Source organism: Bifidobacterium jacchi (assembly GCF_009078285.1).
Classification (GTDB): domain Bacteria; phylum Actinomycetota; class Actinomycetes; order Actinomycetales; family Bifidobacteriaceae; genus Bifidobacterium; species Bifidobacterium jacchi.
Genome location: NZ_RQSP01000016.1, coordinates 35066 through 56297, shown reverse-complemented (window position 1 = coordinate 56297; position 21232 = coordinate 35066). Strand labels below are relative to the sequence as shown.

Sequence of the window (21232 nt, the reverse complement as noted above, 5' to 3'; positions counted from 1 at the left end):
GTTCAACGGCGTGACGGTCGCGTCGGGCAAGGTGTCGCGCGGCGACAACGGCAAGGACGGCACCGAGTCGTACCTGCTGCCGTGGCTGTGGGATGCGAGCACCGGCAAGCTGGTCGAGTCGGCGAACGAGAAGCTGTACCACTGGAACACCAAGGGCGGCACGACCGAGTGGACGCTGCCCGAGAGCTGGCGGAATCTCGCGTCGGTGAAGGTGTACGAGCTGACCGATCAGGGCAAGACCAACGAGAAGACCGTTCCGGTTGTCAACGGCAAGGTGTCGCTTGAGGCCGCGGCGCAGACCCCGTACGTGGTGACCAAGGGCGCTGAGCGGCAGCTGAAGGTCACGTGGAGCACGGGCATGCACGCGACCGACGTCGGCTTCAACGACGCCAAGACGCTCGGCACGAACTGGACGGTCGCGGCCGACAAGTCCGGCAAGGCGGCGGTCGTGGGCACCAGCAACGCGGTGCTCAAGCTGACCGGCGGCGTGAAGGTGTCGCAGAAGCTGACCGATCTGAAGGCCGGCAAGCGCTACGCATTGTATGTGGGCGTGGACAACCGCTCCGGCTCGGCCGCCAGGGTCAGCGTGACCAGCGGCGGCAGGACGCTGGCGACGAACTCGACCGGCAAGTCGATCGCGAAGAACTACGTCAAGGCGTACGCGCACAGCACCACCACCACGATCGAGCAGGGCGTGTCGGGAAGCTACTTCCAGAACATGTACGTGTGGTTCACCGCGCCGGACAGCGGCGACGTGACGGTCGTACTGTCGCATGACGCGGGCACGGATGCGACGGGCGCGGCGTACTTCGACGACGTGCGCGTGCTGGAGAACAGGTACGCGGGTCTGACGCTGAACGCGGACGGCACGCTCAAGACGCTGACGAACGACTTCGAGAACAACGCGCAGGGCATCTGGCCGTTCGTGATCGGTGGCATCGAGGGCGTCGAGGACAACCGCACGCACCTGTCGGAGCTGCACGCGCCGTACACGCAGGGCGGCTGGGACGTCAAGAAGATGGACGACGTGCTCGACGGCACCTGGTCGGTCAAGACCAACGGTCTGACGCAGCGCGGCGCCCTCGTCTACCAGACGATCCCGCAGAACGTGCGCCTGGAGCCGGGCGAGACCTACACGGTCACGTTCAAGTACCAGGCCGGCTCCGACGACATCTACGCGTTCGTGACCGGCGACGGGGAAGGCAACATCACGTCCACCACCAACATCAAGAAGGCGATGGGCAAGGATGCTGACGGCACGTTCACCGCGACCGTCACCGGTTCGGTGACCGGCGACAGCTGGTTCGGCATCTACTCGACCACCACCGCCCCCGACCTGCAGGGCACGAGCGGAGCTGCAGCCAACTTCGGCGGCTATCAGGACTTCGTCCTTGACGATCTGAAGGTCGAGCGCGTCGCTCCGTCCAAGACATACACCAAGGCCGAGGCCGAAGCCAAGCTCAAGGAAGTGACTGACACCTACGGTGACAAGGGTGCTGAGGTCAGTGCTGAAGCTTGGACCGTGTACATGCGTACCACGGCTCAGATCCGTGCCAAGATCAATCAGGAGAACGCTGCTTCTTCCGACTTCACGGCTGCGTATGAGCTTGCCGTTGCTCTGGCGGACTATATGAAGAACTCTCAGGGCGACGATTCCAGTGATGCATGGGATGTGTCGAGTGACGATTACACCGTTACAGCGGGTAGCGAAGAACCGACCGCCGGCCTTCCGAACGAAGGCCCGGCATCCCTTGCACAGGATGATAAAGACAATACCCATTGGCACACCAGCTGGAGTGCCAATGCGGTCACAGACGGCACCGCTTGGTATCAGTTCAACCTGACGAAGCCGACGACTATCAATGGTTTGCGCTATCTGCCTCGCGCGGGTGCCGCGAACGTCAACGGCAAGATCGTGAAGTACAAGGTGACGCTCACCCTCGCCGACGGTACCAGCAAGGATGTCGTCGCCGACGGCACGTTCGACACCGCGACCAAGTGGCAGCGAGTCTCCTTCGATGCCGTCAGCGACGTGACCAAGGTGCGTCTCACCGCGCTCGAGACCACGGGCCGACTCGAATCCGAGGTGAACAAGTACGCCACCGCGGCCGAGCTGCGCGTCACGACTGATCGCGATGTGCCTCCGGTTGAAGTCCCGGTTGACAAGTCCGAGCTGCAGTTTGCCTATGACAATGCCGCTACTCTGACCGCTGACGGGTATGATGCGGAGAGTTGGACCGCTCTGGTCAAGGCTCGCGACGCTGCCAAGAAGATACTCGACAAGGAGGACGCCACTCTTGACGAGGTGGCTCTCGCTGTTGAGAATCTGAAGTCTGCCGTTGCCGGTCTGGTCAACAAGGAGGCTCTGAAGGCTGAGATCGCAAAGGCTGAAGCTTTGACTGAAATTGGTCAGGGCAACTACACCGATGATTCGTGGGCTGCTCTTGGCAAGGCTCTGGAGGCGGCTCGCTCGGTGTACGCGGACAAGAAGGCCAATCAGGTTGAAATTGACACTGCCACCAATACGCTGGCTGGTGCCGTTGCAGATCTGGTTGCCGTCAACAAGGAGGCTCTGAAGGCTGAGATCGCAAAGGCTGAAGCCAAGGTTCAGGCTGGTCAGGGCAACTACACCGATGATTCGTGGGCTGCTCTTGGCAAGGCTCTGGAGGCGGCTCGTGCCGTGGCGAAGAACGGCAATGCCGATCAGGCTGCCGTTGATAAGGCCGCTAAGGATCTGAACGCCGCAATCAGCGGACTGAAGACCAACAGCACCACGCCGGTCGAGCCGAACAAGCCCGCGACCAAGGAGCAGATCGAGGCGCTCGACAAGGCCATCAACGGCACCTCGGGCCTGAAGCAGAACGCCTACACGGCGGCTTCGTGGAAGGCGTATGCGGAGGCTCTGGCGAAGGCGAAGCAGGTGCTTGCCGATGCGAAGGCCGGTAAGGCCACGCAGCAGCAGGTCGCCGATGCGACCGCCGCCCTGCAGAAGGCGATCGCCGGACTCAAGGCCGCGCCCACCGGCGACACCGGCGACAAGAAGCCCGGCTCCGACGACAAGCCCATCAACAAGAAGCCCGGCGTCGCCGACACGGGTGCCAGCATCCTCGCCGCAGGCGTCGCATGCATGGCTCTCGCCGGCGTGGCCGGAGTGCTGATGGCATCCCGTCGTCGCTCCTCCAAGGAGTGAGTCGGCATAGCCGAATAACTGAACATCGATAACTGAACATCGATAACTGAACGCACTGTGGGGCGGGCGCTGCAAATACGGCACCCGCCCCACAGTGCGTTTTGTATGCCTGATCGGATGTGGAAGCAGTGAGAATGGTGAGGATCAGATATCGGCGAGGGCCTTGTCGAGCAGTGTGCGCACGGCAGCGCTTCGAGTCAAATGATGAGCTCGCATGTAGCGTTCCAGCTTGGCGTCGCGTTCATCATCCAGACGTACTCGAATCACGTTGGTCGCGGGTGTGCTGCCTACCGCGAGGGGACGCCCCGGTGTACGCTTCATGGCTTCGGCGAGCTGCTCATCGCTGTAGCCGCGTTCGGCCTCCTCTGCGTCGGCTTGAAGCATCGCAGCTTCGGCCGCCGGAAGATCATCATACGAGAGAATGGTGTAGTTCATGTCCATTGCCTGCCTCCTTCCAGCAGTTTCACGTATTGAGTTCTCATGCGCATGGCATGGATGAGTGCCGGACCCTTTGACGTATCAGCTACGACAACCTCCAATGGAAGTCCATCCTGCGATATGCCCAAATACAGGACTTTCAGCGGTTCCTCGCGTAGCACTAGATCACGTAGTGGATGTTCCACCACATACATGGCATCGTCCGGCTCAATGCCGTGCTTGAGGGCCGAAGGGAATATGTTCATTTATATATTGTGGCACAAAATGTTGGATTGGTCAAGGTGTTCCGATGGCATGGGTGGTGCTTGGCGTGCGGCTGCCCCTCGGTCCCGCTTTGCGGGGAGCGGCGGAGTTGTCCCCAGAGTATCCCCAAGTTTTCCACATAGTTGTCCCCAATATGTGGAAAACGATTGTCGGAAAACCCCTATATATGGGGACAATCAGGCAATAATCCACATCCGGTGGATAACTGACGTGGATTTATCCACAGTGTTTGCCGAGTGTTTACCGAATTGTTGGTCCGCCATAGATCGGGTGTACACAGTCCCGTCGCATCCCTCGCCGCATGCCGCCCGCATACCCATGAGTAGAATCGAGGACATGACCTCATCGACCTTCGCTCCGCAGCCTTCCGACGCGTCCGCAATCCACGCACCAGGTGCGGCGGGCGGCGCGCCGGGCATCGCATCAACCGGCATGCCGGACCTCGGCGCATCCATCGCCCCGGCGAGCCGACGCGGCACCTACGCCAGCGGCGGCTCGCGCAGCGCCGCCTCCATCGCCTCCGCAGCCGGCGCCCCGGCCCCGCGCGATCCGATCTTCGACCGCGTCCCCCCGCACGACGACGACGCGGAAATGGCCGTCCTCGGCGGCATGCTCATGAGCAAGGACGCGATCGGCGAGGTCTCGCAGATGATCGACGTCGCCGACTTCTACCAACCCAAGCATCAGACCGTGTACGAGGCGATCATCGGCCTGTTCGCCGCATCCCAGCCCGTCGACGTGGTGCTCGTCGCCAACAAGCTGCTCGCCGACGGCGATCTCGACAAGGTCGGCGGCACCGACTACCTGCACAGTCTGGTCGCATCGGTGCCGACCGCCGCCAACGCGACGTACTATGCGCAGATCGTGCATCAGCGGGCGATCCTGCGCAACGTGATCGCAGCCGGCACGAAGATCGCGCAGCTGGGCTACTCGGCGGAGGGGTCGCAGGCCGAGGATGTGGTCAATCTCGCGCAGGCCGAAGTCTATGAGATGGGCGTCGGCAAGGTGCGGCAGGACTATTCGGCGATCTACCCGGTCGTGCGCGACACGCTCGACCAGCTCGACAAGCTGCAGAACGGGCAGATGGAGAAGGGCGTGCCGACCGGATTTCGCGACATCGACGACGTGACGCAGGGTCTGCAGCCCGGTCAGATGGTCGTCGTGGCGGGCCGCCCCGCCATGGGCAAGTCGACGCTGGGCATCGACTTCGCGCGATCGGCCGCGCTGCACCACGGCATGACCACGATCGTGTTCAGTCTGGAGATGAGCAAAACCGAGCTTGCGCAGCGCATCATCTCCGCCGAAACGAACATTCCGCTCGCCGCCATGCGCCGCGCCGACGACATCACGCCGGAACGCTGGAACACGCTCAACAACTTCTGGAACCATCTGAGCAACGCGCCGCTGTTCATCGACGACAGCCCCAACATGTCGCTGATGGAGATCCGTGCGAAATGCCGACGCCTCAAGCAGACCAACGATCTCAAACTCGTCGTGATCGACTACCTGCAGCTGATGACCTCCGGGCAGAAGGTCGAATCGCGACAGCAGGAGGTGTCGGATTTCTCGCGTGCGCTCAAACTCCTTGCCAAGGAGCTGGAGGTGCCGGTCGTGGCGCTTTCGCAGCTCAACCGCGGCCCGGAGATGCGCAACGACAAGAAGCCGCAGCTGTCCGATCTGCGTGAATCCGGCTCGATCGAGCAGGATGCCGACGTGGTGTTCCTGGTGCACCGCCCGGACTTCTACGACAAGGAGGACCGGCCCGGCGAGGCGGACATCATCATGGCCAAGCATCGTAACGGACCGACCGAGACGTTCCATCTGGCGTTCCTCGGCGCGACGTCCAAGTTCAAGGACATGCCGCAGGACTACAACCAGGGCGTGTAGGCTACGGCGGTGAGATGGGGTGCGAGTAGGCTGGGAACCGGATGGTATGCGCAAGGCATCCACCGGCGAACGCAAGCAAGCGTAACGGTTGCACGGCAGTCGCAAGACAGCAGCCGCAAGGCAGCAACCGCAAGGCAACCAAGGGAGGCGCATCATGGCTGGTATTGATTTTGGCGAGGGTCTGCGCAAGGTGTTTCTGGCTGGCGTCGGCGCGTTGGCGACGACCGTCGAGAAGAGCCAGGAGATCGTGGACGATCTGGTCAAGAAGGGCGAACTGACCGTCGAGCAGGGCAAGGCACTGAACACCGAGCTCAAGCGCAAGGCGGCCGAGGTCAAGGAGGAGTCGGCCAAGAAGTCCGCCGATGCGGCTGACAAGGCCGATGCGACCGACACCGCCGAATCCGACGCGGCGAAGGCCGAATAGCCTCTTGGCTGATTACGATACCCGCGGCGGTGCCGGCCGATCCGATATGACCGGCCGCTCCGGCGCGACAGGTTCGGGCAGCGCGCCCGCATCGGGCAACGCTCCTGCGTCGGGCGGCACAACCGTACCGGGCGGCGCAACCGCGTCGGTCAGCGCAGCCGTATCGGGCAGTGCAGCGGCAGCAAATGACAAACCTGTGAGCCGCTGGGCCAAGCGCCGCCGCAACGCCTCAGCGCGCCGCGAAGCCGCTGCGAAACGCGAATCCACGTTCCGCGAATCCGTGCGCCGCGGCGAAACGCTGGAACTGTTCGGCTCCCACCGCGACTCATTCGAGCAGCGCTATCATCTGACGCGCCGCGGCAAGGTCAAGCGACTCGCGCAGATCTCGCGCATCGCCCGGCAATTCGACATACTCAACGGCCTGACGCCCGTCAAAATGCGCCTCATGATCGAAGCGCTCGGTCCCACGTTCGTCAAAGTCGGGCAGATCCTGTCGATGCGCTCCGAAATCCTGCCGCAGCCGTTCTGTGACGAACTCGCGAAACTGCGCGCCGACGCCGACCCGATGCCATACCAGACGGTGCTCGACACGCTCAGCCACGAATACGGCCGTCCGATCAGCGACATCTTCGCGCATATCGACGCCGAACCGCTCGGCTCCGCATCGCTGGCGCAGGTGCATCGCGCCCGACTCGTCACCGGCGAGGACGTCGCCGTCAAAGTGCAGCGCCCCGGCGTGCGCGAAGTCATGGCGCAGGACGTGTCGATCATGCGTACCATCGCCAAGGCGGCCGCGAAATTCGTGCCCAGCGCGCAGGTCGTCGATCTGAGCGGCGTGGTCGAAGAGCTGTGGGACACGTTTGAATCCGAAACCGACTTCCTCGTCGAAGCGCGCAATCTGGCGGAATTCAAACGATTCTGCGCCGACTACAAATACATGGACTGCCCCAAGCCGTACATGGAGCTGTGCACCGAGCACGTGGTCGTCATGGACTACATCGAGGGCATTTCGGTCTCCCACCCCGAGCGGCTCGTCAAAGCCGGCTACGATCTCAAGGAAATCGGCACCAAACTCGTCGACAACTACGCCACGCAGGTGCTCGACGACGGCTTCTTCCACGCCGACCCGCACCCGGGCAACATCATCATCTCCGGTGGGCAGATCGTGCTCATCGATCTGGGCATGACCGGCCGACTCAACGCGCGCACCCGAGCCGTGCTGCGCGACATGATCTTCGCCGTCGCCAAGCAGGATTCCCCGGCGCTCGCGGACGGGCTGCTGCGATTCGCCGGCGGTGAGGCCGCCCCGGAGGATTATCCGTCGCTGCTCGCCGATCTGGACGTGATCGTCAAGGAGTTCGGCGAGGTTGATCTGGCGGATCTGGACATCGCCGCGTTCCTCACGGCGCTCACGTCGATGGCGCAGCGGCATGGCATCGAGGTGCCGAGCACGGTCACCACGGTCGGGCGCGCGCTGGTCACGCTCGAAGGGCTGCTCGACGAGTTCATTCCCGACGTGAACATGATCGAGATCATCTCGCAGCACATCGCCGCCAGCAAGACGCCCAGCCAGGCGGTGAAGGACGAAATCGGCAAACTCGGCATCGAGGGGCACAAGGCGCTGCACGGGCTGCTCGCGGCGGCGAGCGAGGCAAAGGTCGCGTCGCGCATGCTCACGCGCGGACAGTTGCGCGTCAACGTGGAGATGGTCGGTTCCGAGGAGCCGATGCGGCTGCTGAGCGACATGGTGAACCGTCTGACGATGGCGCTGATCGTGGTCGGCCTGTTCGTCGGCTCGTCGATCGTCTATTTCGCCGGCATGAAGCCGATCATCTTCGGCATACCGGTGGTTGGATTCATGGGGTATGTGGTCGCGTTCATCCTGTCCGCGTGGATCGTGTTCGACATCTATTTCAAAGGGCGGCGCTCCAAGCGGAGGTAGCGGCTGGGGTCAGAGCCTCAAGCGACATAGGTGGAATCTGCGGAGGCGATGTCTCCGGTTGTCTCCGGTTGTTAGCTATCTTGAAACGGCTATCTCAAAACTGAGAGGCTGATTTTGTGCGTTGCGGCAGTCTATCTCAAAACTGAGAGGCTGTTATAAGTCGAGAGGCCACTGTGGTTGCGCCGTTTTCGGCTTGATTACGTACCTGTCAGCCATCCGTACGGCCTCTCGGTTTTGAGATAGACCGCCGCAAACCCGAAAAACAGCCTCTCAGTTTCGAAATAGGATGCGAAACGGGCCGGTAGCTCCTGGACTCTGGCTCCAGTCGCAGTGCCTCGCTGGTCTGCCGCCGAAAATGTGACACTGGGTGCGGGGCGGATCAGCCGATCGGCAGCGTGGAGCCGCGCTGAATGAGTCGGCATTCGACCGCTTCCACGCCGGCGGTGGCGGTTGCGGCTGTGGCGGCTGCGGTTTCGCGCACCGCGTTGATCGCCTCGATCAGCCGTTGCGCCGCACGCGCGCCAACGCCGCGAAGATTCGGGTCGATGCTGGTCAATGCCGGGCGCACGGTCTGGGTGAATTCGGCCCGATCACCGTATCCGACCACGGCCACGTCCTGCGGCACGCGCATCCGACGGCGTTCCAGCACCTCCATGCAGCCGCGCGCAAGCCGGTCGCTGTGGCAGATCACCGCATCGAACTCGACACCCTGATCGATGAGCAGCCGAATCGCGGCACGTCCCCACGTTTCGTCGGGAACGCCGTAGCGAATCGGACCGGCGGGCTTCAGATCGTACGATTCCAGCGCGGCGAGTGCGCCGGACACGCGGTCGGCGGTCGCGGTGGACGTTTCGCCGCCGCCGATGATCGCAATGTGCCGCCGCCCGCACGACACCAGATGCGCTACGGCCGCGCGGCCCGCCTCGATGTTGTCGCAGACCACGGAACGGTCGGCGGGGTCGTCGGACGGTCCGAAGGCGTAGACGAACGGCGTGCGGGTGCCGCTGCCGATATCGCTGATATCGTCGGTACCGCTACTGCCGATACCGCCGCTGCTGATACCGCTGCTGCGGGGATCGCCGATCATGCGCAAAGCGCTCAGCGATGGCTGCGGTTCGCTGCCGTCGCGAATGACGAGGATGCCGTCGACGCCGCGCTGCAGCATGCGGCTGACGTGCGAGCGTTCCAGAAGCGCGTCGCCGCGCGCGTCGGTGAGGAGCGCGTCCACATCGTGCGCGTGCAGTTCATGCTCGGCTCCGACGAGAATCGGCATCGTGTCGGGCGCGGCGAGATCACGCACGACCAGACCGATGGTGACCGGGCGCGGGAGATTTCTGATGCGGCCATTGTGGCCGGTGTCTGCGGGGTTGCCGTAGCGGCTGCCGCTGGTGCTGCCCGCGCTGCTGGCGAGGTTGGGATCGCCGGAGATGCCGGTGTTGTTGGCGATGCTGGCGTTGCCGGCGATGCTGGCACCGGGGCCGTTGCGCCTGATGATGGTATTCGGCTGTGTCATGTCGCCGGTTGCGGTATCGGCGTACAGCCGCTGCGATGCGGCGGGCGTACTCGCGGCATCGGCGGTCGCGCGTCCGGTCATGCGTTCCGCCGTATCGGCTGCGGCAACGCCGGCTGCGGCCGCGGCGGTTGCCGCTGCCATGACGGTGTCGCTGTCGGTAGCCATCCGCGCGGCGGTCGGGATGGGATGGATGCGCACTGTGGTGCCGACCGACCCATCCATGCCGGCGAACGGCACGTCGTCGAGACCGGGCAGCGAGCGGCTGGGATGGTAGCCGAGCTGGCGGGCGACGTCGAGTACGCGCTGACGGGTGTCGGGGGAGACGCGCGGCTGTCCGCGCAGCGCCTTGGATGCGGTCGCGAGCGATACGTGCGCCGCCTTGGCCACGTCTTCGAGACGGACCGGCCGCGGTAGGGGCTGCCGCTGTCGCATGGATGATTGCGCGGTTGGCTGCGCGACGGGTTGCGCGGGCTGCGCGGGTTGTGATGGTTGTGCGGCTTGTGCGGGCTGTGCAGGCCGGGCGGGGTTGGACGGGGAATGCTTGCGCCCGTTGGGATTGTCCATGATTGCCTCCTGTGCCCGCGACCTGCATTGGTCGATTGCTCTCTATTGTATCCGCAGCGTGCGCTATGGGGGCATTCTCGCTCTGGTGTCTTGCGTCAGATGTTCGTGTTTATATTGTTGGCTCCGCTTGTCAGGCTCCCTTTGTCAGGCTCCCTTTGTCAGGCTCCCTTTGTCAGGACAGCACCGTAAGGCGAAGCTGACTGGGGGAGGAAGCTGTGATGCGCACGATGTCGCCAGCCATTTGTCGCCAGCCATCAGCTGTTTTGCATTGCGCGCCGCTGGTTTTGGGATGGAACGTGGAATTGGCCTTGGAATGCGTTCCGTCCCACTGTTTTGTGGGTGATTTGTGGGATGGAACGCGATTGGGCGCTGTTTTTGCGTTGCATCCCACTCGTGCGCGGTCCTGACTGGGTCCGGTGTTTGCTCTGGCGTTCGTGTTCCGCTGTTTTCCAACGTTTTTGCCTGAATGCTGTCTGAATGCTCGCTGTGGCGGTGGGCGAGCCGTGGGACGGAACGTGGAATTGGCTCTGGAATGCGTTGAGTCCCACTGTTCTGTGGTTGTTTTGTGGGATGGAACGTGGAATCTGCCGGTTATTGCGTTGCGTCCCACTGGTTTGTGGGACGGAATGTGGAATTGGCTCTGAAATGCGTTGAGTCCCACTGCTGGGCGCGAACTGCGGGGCGCGCGGCTGGGCGAGGTGCCGGCCAAGGGGAGGCGTATCGTGATCGATATGAGAATCGCACGTTTTTCACTCAATGACACGCCCCGATACGCTTTCGTCCAGACCGACAAGACCGACGGCAAGGACTACTTGGTCGAACTCGACGGCTACCCGTTCGGCTCGAATCCGGTCAAGCCGACCGGGCAGCGGTATGCGCTCGACGCGGACGGCATCCGGCTGCTCGCGCCGGTCATCCCGTCCAAGGTGTACGGCCTCGCCAAGAACTACGAGGCGCACGCGCAGTTCATGCACGCGGCCGGCAAATCCGACATCGCCCACGCCCCCGAAAACATGGTGATCTTCACCAAGCCGGCCACGTCGGTGATCGGACCGGACGATCCGATCGTGTTCCCCTCGTACTCCAATGACATGAACTTCGAGCCGGAGGTGGCCGTGGTGATCGGCCGCATCGCGAAGAACGTGCCGGTCGACAAGGCCATGGACTACGTGCTCGGCTTCACCTGCGTCAACGACGTGACGCTGCGCGACCTGCAGGGCCTCGACCCGACGTGGACGCGCGCCAAGGGCTTCGACACCTCATGCCCGCTCGGCCCGTGGATCGTGATGCGCGACGACCTCAACTGGCGTGACGCGCACATCTCGTTCACGCTCAACGGCGAGGATGTGCCGATGGCCTCGGGCACGACCGCGAACCTCATCCACGGCATTCCCGAGCAGATCGCCGCGATCTCCAGCTTCTCCACGCTGCTGCCCGGCGACGTGATCATGACCGGCACGCCGAACGCCTCCGGTTCGCTGCATGCCGGCGACGAGACCATCGTGCACGTCGAGGGCATCGGTAGCCTGCGCAACGTGATCGTGCGCGGCTGACCGTTTATCTGCACGGATCGTTCATCCGCACGGATCGTTCATACACGATCGCGGATGCGGCGCGCCGGGGTGCCTCGCCAAGCGCGCGCCGCGCCCGCAATGCGGTTATGCGCCCGCGATGAGGTTATGCATGCTCGGCCCTGCGTGCGGCATAACGCGTGGCTCGGCCGGCGCCGATCTTCTCGATTCTGCTGCTGCTGTGCAGCGACTTGAGCGCGCGCTCGACCGTGGTGACGCTGATATCCGGCAGTCGGGCGAGAATGTCCGCTTTGGACAGTGGCGAAAGCTCCCGTTCAATCAGGGAGGCGACGCGTTCCTGCGCCCCTAAGGAGCCGGTCAGCTCGCCTACGCGGTCATCGAATTCGCGGTATGCGGCAAGTATCACGCCGAGCAGATAGTTCACGAATGGCGCATAGTCATTCGTTCCGTCATTCCATCCGGCGGTGCTGCCTGCCAGCGCATCGTAATAGGTGTCCTTGCTGCGTTCGATGAGTTGTTCGATGCTGATGTATTTGCCGATTTCGTATCCGTTACGATACAGCGCCAGCAGGGTCAGCAGTCTGCTCATACGCCCGTTGCCGTCGTTGAACGGGTGGATGCAGGTGAAATCGAATACAAACATGGCGATGACGAGGAGTGCGTCCGTGTGCCCGTTGCGGATCGCTTCGTCATACGCATTGCAGATGTCGGCGACGAGTTCCGGTGTGGCCAGTGCCGCAGGAGGAGCGAAACGTATGCTGCGCTCGCCGTTGGCGGTTTGCTCGACGATGACGTTGTCGCTATCCTTGAACCGTCCCGCGAACGACAGCGGTGTATGCCGGAACAGGTCGCGGTGCAGCTGCAGAACGACGTTCGGTGTGAGCGGGATGTAGTCGTGGTTGTCGTGAATGGCGGCCAGTACGTCGCGATATCCGGCGATTTCCTCTTCGTTGCGATTCCGTGGCGTGGTTTTCCGCTCGATGAGCGCGTTGAGACGGCTGTTGCTGGTGGCGATGCCTTCGATGCGGTTGGACGCATCAGTGCTCTGAATTCTTGCGACGGCGGTCAGTGTGCCCAGATAATCAGGTTTGATCAAGGCCTGCACGCTATACCGCCCTCTGGACTCGTGGATGGCGGTGAGCAGCGCGGTCGTGCGCGCGGTGAGCAGTGATTCCGCTGCTGTGACGTAGTCGAATGATCGCATGCGGGCCACCTCGCTTTTCTGCCTCAGATGGTTGTTTTCTGCCTTGTTTTCTGCCTCATAGCATAGCAAAATGAGGCAGAAAACCGGTTGATGAGGCAGAAAAGCGGCATGATGTGGTCGGTGCGACAACCAATGTGGCGACCGATGCGGCGCGCCAAGGTGTCCGCATGGTGAAATCATGATTTCGAGCAGTGAAAGCCAACCTGAATCCCCTGCAATGGCGCAGATGGAACCGGTTTGCGGCCGAAAGCCGATGCTGCGGCACAGGGTTGTGTTGCGATCATGTTGCATGGTTGAAACATAGCCGCCACATTCATCAATACCATTATATTCAATTCTATCGATACGGCATCTGTGGATAACCGATATCAGCCCGACCTGGCGGCGATACGGCGTAGCGGCACGGCTTCGATGGAAGGGGCTGAAACAGCCAGAGAAAGGGTACGACCATGAAGCGGAAGATGATTGTGACGACGGCCGGCATGTGTGCGCTCGCACTGGCGCTCGCCGGCTGCGGCGGCCAGTCGGGAGACAACGGCGCGGCATCGGGAACCGTTCCCGAAACCGTCAAATATGCGATCTCGCAGGATCCCGGCAAACTCAACCCGATCACCAACGCCACCGGCGACGGCGTGCAGCTGTCCAATTTCGCCTACGAATCGCTGCTGAGCATGCCCGCCGACAAGGAGCCGACCGGCAACATCGCCAAGGAATGGAAGGCGACCACCACCGAGGCGACGTTCACACTCAAAGATGACGTCACCTGCTCGGATGGCACCGCGCTCAAGGCCAGCGATGTGAAGGCCACGTTCGACTACGTGCTCAAGGACGCCAAGGATTCCCAGTACAACGGCGTGTACGTTCCCGAGGGCGTTGAAGTCAGCGCCGACGACTCCGCGAAGACGGTGACGTTCAAGGTCCCCACCGCGCAGAGCTTCCTCGCCGAGGAGGTCGGCCAGCTGCCGATCGTCTGCCCGGCCGGCCTCAAGGACCCGTCCGCGATGGATTCCAAGACCTTCGGCACCGGCCCGTACGAGCTGGAGAGCGCCTCCGCCGGCCAGAAGTACACGTACAAGCGCGTCGACTCCTACAAGAGCGGCCTGCCCAGCGGCACCAAGATCACCGATCTGCCCAAGACCATCGAGGTGTCCGTTGTCGCCGATCAGTCCACGCAGACCAACATGCTCGGCTCGGGCGACCTCAACCTCGTCAAGCTGGGCAGCTCGAATCAGGACCGCGCCGACGCCGCCCCGCAGTACAAGAGCACCAAGGGCGGCTCGATGCCGATGTCGCTGTTCTTCAACCAGAACGAGAAGCGCCCGACCGGCTCGCTTGAAGTGCGCAAGGCCGTCGCCGAGGCCATCGACCGCACCGAGGTCGGCCCGACCATCACCTCCGGCAAGGGCGAACTGATGAAGACGCTGCTGCCCGCAGGCTCCTCGGTGTGCGCCAACACCGACAATTCCGCGGCGATCGCCAAGAACGACACCGAGGATGCGAAGAAGCTGCTCGACGAGGCCGGATGGAAGGTCGGCTCCGACGGCGTGCGCACCAAGGACGGCAAGAAGCTGACCGTCAAGATCCTGTACAACTCCACCTCAGGCTCCGAAGTGGCCGCTGGCGTCGAACTGGTGCAGAAGGAGCTCAACGCGGTCGGCTTCGACGCGCAGATCACCCCGTCCGACCAGTACACCAACGTGATCTTCTCCGGCGGCGACTGGGATCTGCTCATCAGCGGCATCTCCGCCACCACACCGGCCGAATGGTACGGCATCTTCTCCGGCGACGTGGTGCCCAACGGCGGCAACTGGACGTACAACGCCGACAAGGTCTACTTCTCGCTGGCCGACAAGGCCGCGGCGCAGGCCGGCGAGGACTCCTGCCCCGACTGGACCAAGGCCGAAGAGCAGCTGCTCAAGAACGTGACCGTCGTGCCGCTCGCGCAGTCCTTCGACAAGTACTACGCCAAGGGATTCAGCGTCGGCACCGATCAGACGGGCAACTTCCTGCCCACCACGTTCAAGGCGGCCTGAGTCCTGATCTCTGAATCAGCGGCCCGAATCAGCGGCCTGAATCAGCGGCCTAGGTCTGAGCCCTGAGCCCTAGGCCGGCGGCCTGAGTCAGGTCAGCGAAACGCCCGCCCAGCGCAATCCATCGCGGATCCGTCTCAACTCGGCGGGTCCGCGATGGGGCCGTTCGGATTCGCTTGAACCAGCATTGAACCAGCATCGAACCAGCATCAAGGAACCAGCATGAAGGAGAGTCGAAGTGAGTGACAGCAGCGCCAAGACCGTTTCTGCACCATCCGCAGGCGGCGCCGACCGTGCAGGCGGCGCCGGCCGCACAAGCCAGGTCGGCCGCGCCCGCCGCCGCATGAACCCGTGGCTGAGCTTCGTGCTGCGGCGTCTGGTGCGCACGATCGTGGCGCTGTGGGTCATCGTGACCGTCGCGTTCGTGGTGCTGCGCTTCTCGGGCGGCGACCCGGTGCGCAACGCGCTCGGCGCGACCGCATCGCCCGAACTGGTGGCGCTGCGCCGATCCACGCTCGGCCTCGACAAGCCGCTGCCGGTGCAGTACTGGGACTACATCGTCGGCCTGTTCCACGGCGATCTGGGCATTTCGATCATCTCCGGCCGGTCCGTCTCCGAACTGGTCGTCACCCGCCTGCCGTGGACGGTCAGTCTGGCGGTCGCCTCGTTCGTGGTGATTCTGCTCTTCTCGATTCCGATCGGCATGGCGATGGCCGTGCGCACGCAGGGCGACCGCAACCGCGGCAGCGAACTCGCGTTCACTGGCATCACCGGCTTCTTCGGCAACGTTCCCGACTACCTGATGGCCGTGATTCTGGTGAGCGTGTTCGCGGTCAATCTCAAAATGTTCCCGGTGGCGGGCGCGAACTCGCCCGAATCATATGTGCTGCCGGTCACCGCGCTGTCGATCTCGTCGATCTGCATGCTGTCGCGAATCGCGCGAATCCAGACGTTCCATACGCTCAACGACGACTATGTGCGCACCGCGCGCGGCAAGCGCCTCAGCCCGATGCGCATCTACTTCCGCCACGTCATGCCGAACATGGTGTCGACGGTGATGGTGCTCGCCGGCAACACGCTCGCGCAGATCATGACCGGCACGGTGCTCATCGAGCAGGTGTTCAACTGGCCCGGCATGGGCACGGCGTTCACGAACTCGATCACCTCGCGCGACTACGGCATTGTGCAGGGTCTGGCGCTGGTGTACGGCTTCATGGTGCTGCTGATCACGTTCCTGGTAGATGTGATCGTGGCGCTGCTGGAGCGCCGTTCGACGATGCTGGAGACCTCATGACCGCCCCGGCGACGCGCGGCGCGCGCACGGCGCGGAATGCCGAGGAAACGCTTCGGGGAATGCAGGGAATGCTTCAGGACAAGCCTCTCAATACGCACAATACGCACAGAAGGACGGATCGCCAATCATGAAACGAGTCAAGCAGTTCCTCTCATCGCCGCTGGTCGTGGTCTCCGGCGTGATGATTCTCGTGCTGATCGTGCTGGCCGTGATCGCGCCGGCGATCTGGGGCACGGCGGCGAGCACCGAGAACCCGGCGATTCTGCTGCGCAAGCCGTCCGGCGAACACTGGTTCGGCACCGATTCGCTCGGCCGTGACATCTTCGCCCGAACGATGGTCGCGACCCGGCTGTCGGTCGTCTCGGCGCTGATCTGCACGGCCGTCTCCGCAGTGCTCGGCATCGTGATCGGCTCGGTGCCGGTGGTCTTCGGCAAGCGTGCCCAGCGCTGGACGTCGTCGGTCATCAACGTGTGGCTCGCGTTCCCGGTGATCCTGCTGGCGATGCTCACCGTGATCGCGCTCGGCACCGGCGCGATGGCCACCACGATCGCGCTGACGGTCACGATGACGCCCACGTTCGCCCGACTCGCGCAGACGCTGTCGGCCAACGTGGCCGGCGCCGACTACATGGCCGCCGCGCGCATGTTCGGCGTTTCCGGCCGCCGGCAGGTCTTCAAATACATTCTTCCCGAGGTGGCCGAGCCGTTCGTCGCAAACGTCACCCAGTCGATCGGCGGCGCGATTCTGGCGATGAGCTCGCTGAGCTTCCTCGGACTTGGCGTGCAGCCGCCCGTCTACGATTGGGGTCGTCTGATCAACGAGGGATTCTCGCAGGTGTACGTCTCCCCGCTGGCCGCCATCGGACCGGGCATCGTGATCGTGTTCGCGGGCCTCGCGTTCAGCCTGTTCGGCGAGGGCATCTCCAATCAGATTCGCCGCGCCTACAAGCCGCTGCCGCCGGCGATGTCGAAGCGTGAGCTTGACAATCCGCCGCGCATGCTCGACAAGACGAACATGGAACTGGTGATCGCCGCCGCCGCGCAGCGCACCGAGGAGCATCGCGCTGCCGTCGAGCGGCTGCGCGCCACCGATCCGCAGGCCGCGGTCGTTGCGGTTCCCCGCCCGGCGCCGGTGCTGTCGGTGCGCGGCCTGACCGTGTCGTTCCCTGAGGGCAAGCAGTGGAACACGCCGGTCAAGGGCATCAGCTTCGACATCGAGGCCGGCGAGATCGTCGGCTTGGTCGGCGAATCCGGTTCCGGCAAGTCGCTGACGATGATGTCGGTGGCCGATCTGGCGGCGCCGGGATCGTATGTGGCCGCCGATTCCATCCGATTCGACGGCACCGATATCGTCGGCATGCTGCCGAAGGACAAGCGCAGGCTGCTTGCCGGCATCGGCGTGGTGTTCCAGGATTCGCTCACCGCACTCAATCCCGCGATGCGCGTCGGCGCACAGCTGGCCGAGGTGCTTGAATGCCAGGCCGGCATGCCGCGCAAGCAGGCGATGGAGCGCGCGGTCGAGGCGCTGGAGCATGTGGGCATCGATCCGGCGCAGCATGCCGAACGCAAGTTCCCGTTCGAGCTGTCCGGCGGCATGCGTCAGCGTGCGATGATCGCCATGGCGGAAATCAACCATCCCAAGCTGATCATCGCCGACGAGCCGACCACCGCGCTCGACGTGACCGTGCAGAAGCAGGTGCTGGCGCTGCTGCGCAACGAGTGCGCGCGCAACAAGCAGGCCGCGGTCATCGTGTCGCACGACATCGCCGTGCTTGGCGAGATCTGCAGTCGGATCATGGTCATGTACCACGGCGCGATCGTCGAGATCTTCGATACGAAGCTGCTGCGCACGCCCGAAAAGCTGCATCATCCGTATACGCGCGCGCTGGTCAGCTCGATTCCGACGCTGACGACCGACAAGAGCCGACCGCTGGTGACGATCGACGACGAGCTGGTGTCGCAGGAATCCGACGATCTGGCGAAGACCGGCGACGCGACGAGCGCGGCGGCTGCCGGCACTGCCCGCACTGCCGCTGCGGCCGGCACTGCCCACACTGCCGATGCAGCCGGCACTGCCGCCGAGACCGGCAGCGAATCCAACGGGGAGGAACAGCGATGAGCGACAACATTCTTGAGGTGCGCGACGCCTGCGTCACGTTCGAAAAGCGCAATTCCGTGGTGCACGCGGTCGATCACATCTCGCTGACGATGCGCCGAGGCGCGATGCTCGGCCTGGTGGGTGAATCCGGCTCGGGCAAGTCCACGCTCGCCCGCGCGATCGTCGGCCTGCAGCCGCTCGACTCCGGCGAGGTCGTGATCGACGGCATGGACCAGCATGCGCGCGCCAGGCTCAAGGGACATGCGCGCGCCGAAGTCGTGCAGATGGTGTTCCAGGACCCGTACTCCTCGCTCAACCCGCGCATGAGCGTGGGCGAGGCGATCGGCGAGGTGCTCGACACCTACGAGCATCTGTCGCATGACGAGCGCCGCGAATCCGTGGCCGAACTGCTGCGGCTCGTGCATCTCGGTCCCGAGGTCGCGCCGAAGATGCCCAATCAGCTCTCTGGCGGCATGCGTCAGCGCATCGCCGTCGCCAAATGCCTTGCGGTGCGTCCCAAGCTCATCGTCGCCGACGAGATCACCAGCGCGCTCGACGTGTCGGTGCAGGCGGTCGTGCTCAATCTCATCAAGTCGCTGCATCGCGAACTCGGCCTGTCGATGCTGTTCATCAGCCACAATCTCGCCGCCGTGCGCTATATCTGCGACGACATCGCCGTCATGCATCACGGCCGCATCGTCGAAATCGGTTCGGCTGAGCAGATCGTGACCGCGCCGAAGGACCCGTACACGCGCTCGCTGGTCGGCGCGATTCCCTCGCTGGAGGATGCCGGGCGCGATGTGCTGCTCGACCCGGCGCTGGCTGGCGGCGCTGCGGCGGCCGGTGCGGCCAGTGTGGCCGGTGCGGCGGCTGGTAACACCGGTGATCGCGCGACTGCTGTGGCAGCGGGGGAGCGGTGATGATCGGCGACGACGAACGCGATCTGCTTGCCCGCGCCGATCGCTGGCTTGCCGATCATCGCGACGAGTTCGAGCGGATTCTGGCGCGTTGGGTGGCGGTGCCGTCGATCTGCACCGATGACTGCGACCGGCCGGATTGGCATGATGATGCCGATTGCGGCTGCTGCGGGGGTGCTGCCAGCGCCAGCGATGCGCATACCGGTGATGCCGGATTCGGCGATCATGCCCCCGAGCCGCTCGGCGCGGCCGTGGCGCGCATGTTCGCGCTTGCCGCGGCGGACCTGCGCGATATGGGACTGGTCGCGGTGAACCACGGCTGCTATGCGATGTCGGCGGCGGTTGAAGGTGGCCTCTCGCATGCCGATCTGCCGGTCGGCGGCGACGATGAGATCGCTCTGGTTAGCCACGTGGACGTGGTTCCCGCCGGCGACGGCTGGACTAGACCACCGTTTGAGCTGACCTGCGAAGGCGAGTTCGTGTTCGGCCGCGGCGTGCAGGATTGCAAGGGGCCGTCGCTGGTCAACGTGTTCGTGCTGCGCATGATCCGCGATCTCGGCGTGCCGTTGCGCCACCGTGTGCGCGCATTGTTCGGCGGCGGCGAGGAGACGCGCATGAACGATCTGCGCGGCTACCTGCGCCTTGAACGCCCCGCCGGCTTCTCGCTGGTCACCGACGGCCCGTTCCCCGTCAACTACGGGCAGAAGGGGATTCTCGGCATCGCCATCACCATGGCGGCGCCCGGCATCTGGGCCGGCTTCCACGCCGGTTCTGCGGCGAACGCGGTGCCCGGCGAGGCGTCGATCGCGTTGCCGCGGGGTATGGTCGCGGCAGAATCGCATATATCGGCTGCGTCGGCGCAACCGGCTACGTCGGCCGCATCGCAGGCTGCTGTGGGCGTTGTTTCGGACGCTGTCGCCGACGCGATCGCGCGCGCTCCGAAGCCGTATCGCGACGCGCTGCGTTGGGATGCCGCAAGCGGTGTGCTGCATGCCGAGGGCATTGCCGGGCACGCAGCCTTTCAGGATGGCACGCTCAACGCGATCATGCTGCTCGCCGGATTCCTCGCGCAGTCCGGGCTGCTGCGCGGCGCGGAACATGCCGATGAACTGGTCGTGGCGCAGACGCTCTATGAGATTGCGGCCGCCAAGGACGGCGAGGTGCTGGGCATTGCGTGCGCCGACGAGTCGGGCGCGCTGAGCTTCAATCTGGGGCGCGTCGATGCGTCTGACGCGGTGGATTGCGCCGATTCCGCCGATCATTCCGATTGCGCGGATCGTACGGATTGCTTTCATGGCGGCATCCGGCTGCACTTGGCATGCGACAGCCGATATCCGGTATCGAAGCACGGCGACGACATCATTGCGCGGCTGCGTGCCGCGATCGACGCGATGCCGCAGCAAGCGGCCATACGAGTCGAGCAGGTGCGCGACGAGCCGGCGTATCGCATCGACCCCAACGGCATCGAATCGACCACGTTGACCGCCGCGTTCAACGATTTCTTCGATGCCGACAAGCAGCCGTTCACGATGGGCGGCGGCACGCATTCGCGGATGCTGCCGCGATCGGTCACGTTCGGCGCGGATTTCTGGTATATGGACGACATCGCCCGCAAAGCCGGGCACCCGGCCAAGCCAGGCGGCATGGGAGCGGACGAGGGCGGCGCGCATGCCGCCGACGAATGCGTCAACATCGACAATCTGATGACGGCCGCCAAACTGTATCTGCTGGCATTGGTCCGGTTGGATCGCACACTTGCCGCATCGCCGGCCGACAACCGTGAAACAGTGTGTGAAACAATGCGTGAAGCGCAGCCGAGTCAAGCGGAATCCCGATCCACGGTGGAACCGCAGGCGTAATCCACTGTGGAGCGGCAAGCGGATACCAAGCGGGAAAACAAAACGATTGCAAGCGAAATGCCAAGCGAAATCCAAG

13 protein-coding genes are annotated in these 21232 nt (G+C 63.9%); 10 read left to right on the top strand and 3 right to left on the bottom strand.

Annotated elements, in window-relative coordinates:
• A partial coding sequence (locus tag EHS19_RS05825; RefSeq protein WP_175578340.1) for a glycoside hydrolase family 101 beta sandwich domain-containing protein occupies positions 1-3190 on the top strand: 3190 nt, incomplete at its 5' end.
• 144 nt (positions 3191-3334) lie between these two features.
• Here the strand turns inward: EHS19_RS05825 and EHS19_RS05820 are convergent.
• Positions 3335-3631 carry a hypothetical protein gene (locus EHS19_RS05820; protein ID WP_151916833.1) on the bottom strand — a complete coding sequence of 99 codons (297 nt, stop codon included), beginning with the start codon at positions 3629-3631 and terminating at the stop codon, positions 3335-3337.
• Between the two features lie 693 nt (positions 3632-4324).
• Here EHS19_RS05820 and dnaB point away from each other — a divergent pair.
• The 3 genes from dnaB (at position 4325) to EHS19_RS05800 (ending at position 8145) form a co-directional block, all read left to right on the top strand.
• Complete coding sequence (gene dnaB / locus EHS19_RS05810) at positions 4325-5779, top strand: replicative DNA helicase (RefSeq protein ID WP_241677110.1); 1455 nt, start codon at positions 4325-4327, stop codon at positions 5777-5779.
• A gap of 154 nt (positions 5780-5933) precedes the next feature.
• Positions 5934-6203, top strand: a complete 270-nt coding sequence (locus EHS19_RS05805) for a phasin family protein (protein WP_151916831.1) — start codon at positions 5934-5936, stop codon at positions 6201-6203.
• A 46-nt stretch (positions 6204-6249) separates the two neighbouring features.
• Positions 6250-8145, top strand: a complete 1896-nt coding sequence (locus EHS19_RS05800; RefSeq protein WP_241677109.1) for an ABC1 kinase family protein — start codon at positions 6250-6252, stop codon at positions 8143-8145.
• A 379-nt stretch (positions 8146-8524) separates the two neighbouring features.
• Here EHS19_RS05800 and EHS19_RS11355 read toward each other — a convergent pair whose 3' ends face one another.
• The gene (locus EHS19_RS11355) at positions 8525-10222 is read right to left on the bottom strand and encodes a LacI family DNA-binding transcriptional regulator (RefSeq protein WP_151916830.1); all 1698 of its coding nucleotides are present in this window, start codon (positions 10220-10222) and stop codon (positions 8525-8527) included.
• Positions 10223-10953: 731 nt separating this feature from the next.
• Between EHS19_RS11355 and EHS19_RS05790 the strand changes: the two genes are divergently transcribed.
• Positions 10954-11775, top strand: a complete 822-nt coding sequence (locus tag EHS19_RS05790; protein ID WP_151916839.1) for a fumarylacetoacetate hydrolase family protein — start codon at positions 10954-10956, stop codon at positions 11773-11775.
• Positions 11776-11899: 124 nt separating this feature from the next.
• Here the strand turns inward: EHS19_RS05790 and EHS19_RS05785 are convergent, their stop codons facing one another.
• Entirely contained in the window at positions 11900-12958 is a 1059-nt protein-coding gene (locus EHS19_RS05785; RefSeq protein WP_151916838.1) for a Fic family protein, read from the bottom strand.
• A 461-nt stretch (positions 12959-13419) separates the two neighbouring features.
• Here EHS19_RS05785 and EHS19_RS05780 point away from each other — a divergent pair, with 461 nt between their 5' ends.
• The 5 genes from EHS19_RS05780 (at position 13420) to EHS19_RS05760 (ending at position 21156) form a co-directional block, all read left to right on the top strand.
• Positions 13420-14991: an ABC transporter substrate-binding protein gene (locus EHS19_RS05780; protein ID WP_175578339.1), complete on the top strand. Its 1572-nt coding sequence runs from the start codon at positions 13420-13422 to the stop codon at positions 14989-14991.
• 235 nt (positions 14992-15226) lie between these two features.
• Positions 15227-16282: an ABC transporter permease gene (locus EHS19_RS05775; protein WP_151916828.1), complete on the top strand. Its 1056-nt coding sequence runs from the start codon at positions 15227-15229 to the stop codon at positions 16280-16282.
• 127 nt (positions 16283-16409) lie between these two features.
• Positions 16410-18401 (top strand): dipeptide/oligopeptide/nickel ABC transporter permease/ATP-binding protein, encoded by a 1992-nt coding sequence (locus tag EHS19_RS05770; RefSeq protein ID WP_151916827.1) that lies wholly within the window; start codon positions 16410-16412, stop codon positions 18399-18401.
• A complete protein-coding gene (locus tag EHS19_RS05765) occupies positions 18398-19300 on the top strand; it encodes an ABC transporter ATP-binding protein (RefSeq protein WP_151916826.1) in 903 nt (300 codons plus the stop codon). Before EHS19_RS05770 ends, EHS19_RS05765 begins: the two co-directional genes overlap by 4 nt.
• Positions 19300-21156: a M20/M25/M40 family metallo-hydrolase gene (locus EHS19_RS05760; RefSeq protein ID WP_151916825.1), complete on the top strand. Its 1857-nt coding sequence runs from the start codon at positions 19300-19302 to the stop codon at positions 21154-21156. Before EHS19_RS05765 ends, EHS19_RS05760 begins: the two co-directional genes overlap by 1 nt.
• Positions 21157-21232: the final 76 nt, after the last annotated feature.

What these genes read in the sequence shown, in the direction of transcription:
- EHS19_RS05800 (WP_241677109.1), top strand. Translation starts at nt 6,250, where the DNA reads ATGACCGGCCGCTCCGGCGCGACAGGTTCGGGCAGCGCGCCCGCATCG.
- EHS19_RS05765 (WP_151916826.1), top strand. Translation starts at nt 18,398, where the DNA reads ATGAGCGACAACATTCTTGAGGTGCGCGACGCCTGCGTCACGTTCGAA.
- EHS19_RS05820 (WP_151916833.1), bottom strand. Translation starts at nt 3,631, where the DNA reads ATGGACATGAACTACACCATTCTCTCGTATGATGATCTTCCGGCGGCC.
- EHS19_RS05780 (WP_175578339.1), top strand. Translation starts at nt 13,420, where the DNA reads ATGATTGTGACGACGGCCGGCATGTGTGCGCTCGCACTGGCGCTCGCC.
- EHS19_RS05785 (WP_151916838.1), bottom strand. Translation starts at nt 12,958, where the DNA reads ATGCGATCATTCGACTACGTCACAGCAGCGGAATCACTGCTCACCGCG.
- dnaB (WP_241677110.1), top strand. Translation starts at nt 4,325, where the DNA reads ATGCCGGACCTCGGCGCATCCATCGCCCCGGCGAGCCGACGCGGCACC.
- EHS19_RS05805 (WP_151916831.1), top strand. Translation starts at nt 5,934, where the DNA reads ATGGCTGGTATTGATTTTGGCGAGGGTCTGCGCAAGGTGTTTCTGGCT.
- EHS19_RS05760 (WP_151916825.1), top strand. Translation starts at nt 19,300, where the DNA reads ATGATCGGCGACGACGAACGCGATCTGCTTGCCCGCGCCGATCGCTGG.
- EHS19_RS05770 (WP_151916827.1), top strand. Translation starts at nt 16,410, where the DNA reads ATGAAACGAGTCAAGCAGTTCCTCTCATCGCCGCTGGTCGTGGTCTCC.
- EHS19_RS05790 (WP_151916839.1), top strand. Translation starts at nt 10,954, where the DNA reads ATGAGAATCGCACGTTTTTCACTCAATGACACGCCCCGATACGCTTTC.
- EHS19_RS11355 (WP_151916830.1), bottom strand. Translation starts at nt 10,222, where the DNA reads ATGGACAATCCCAACGGGCGCAAGCATTCCCCGTCCAACCCCGCCCGG.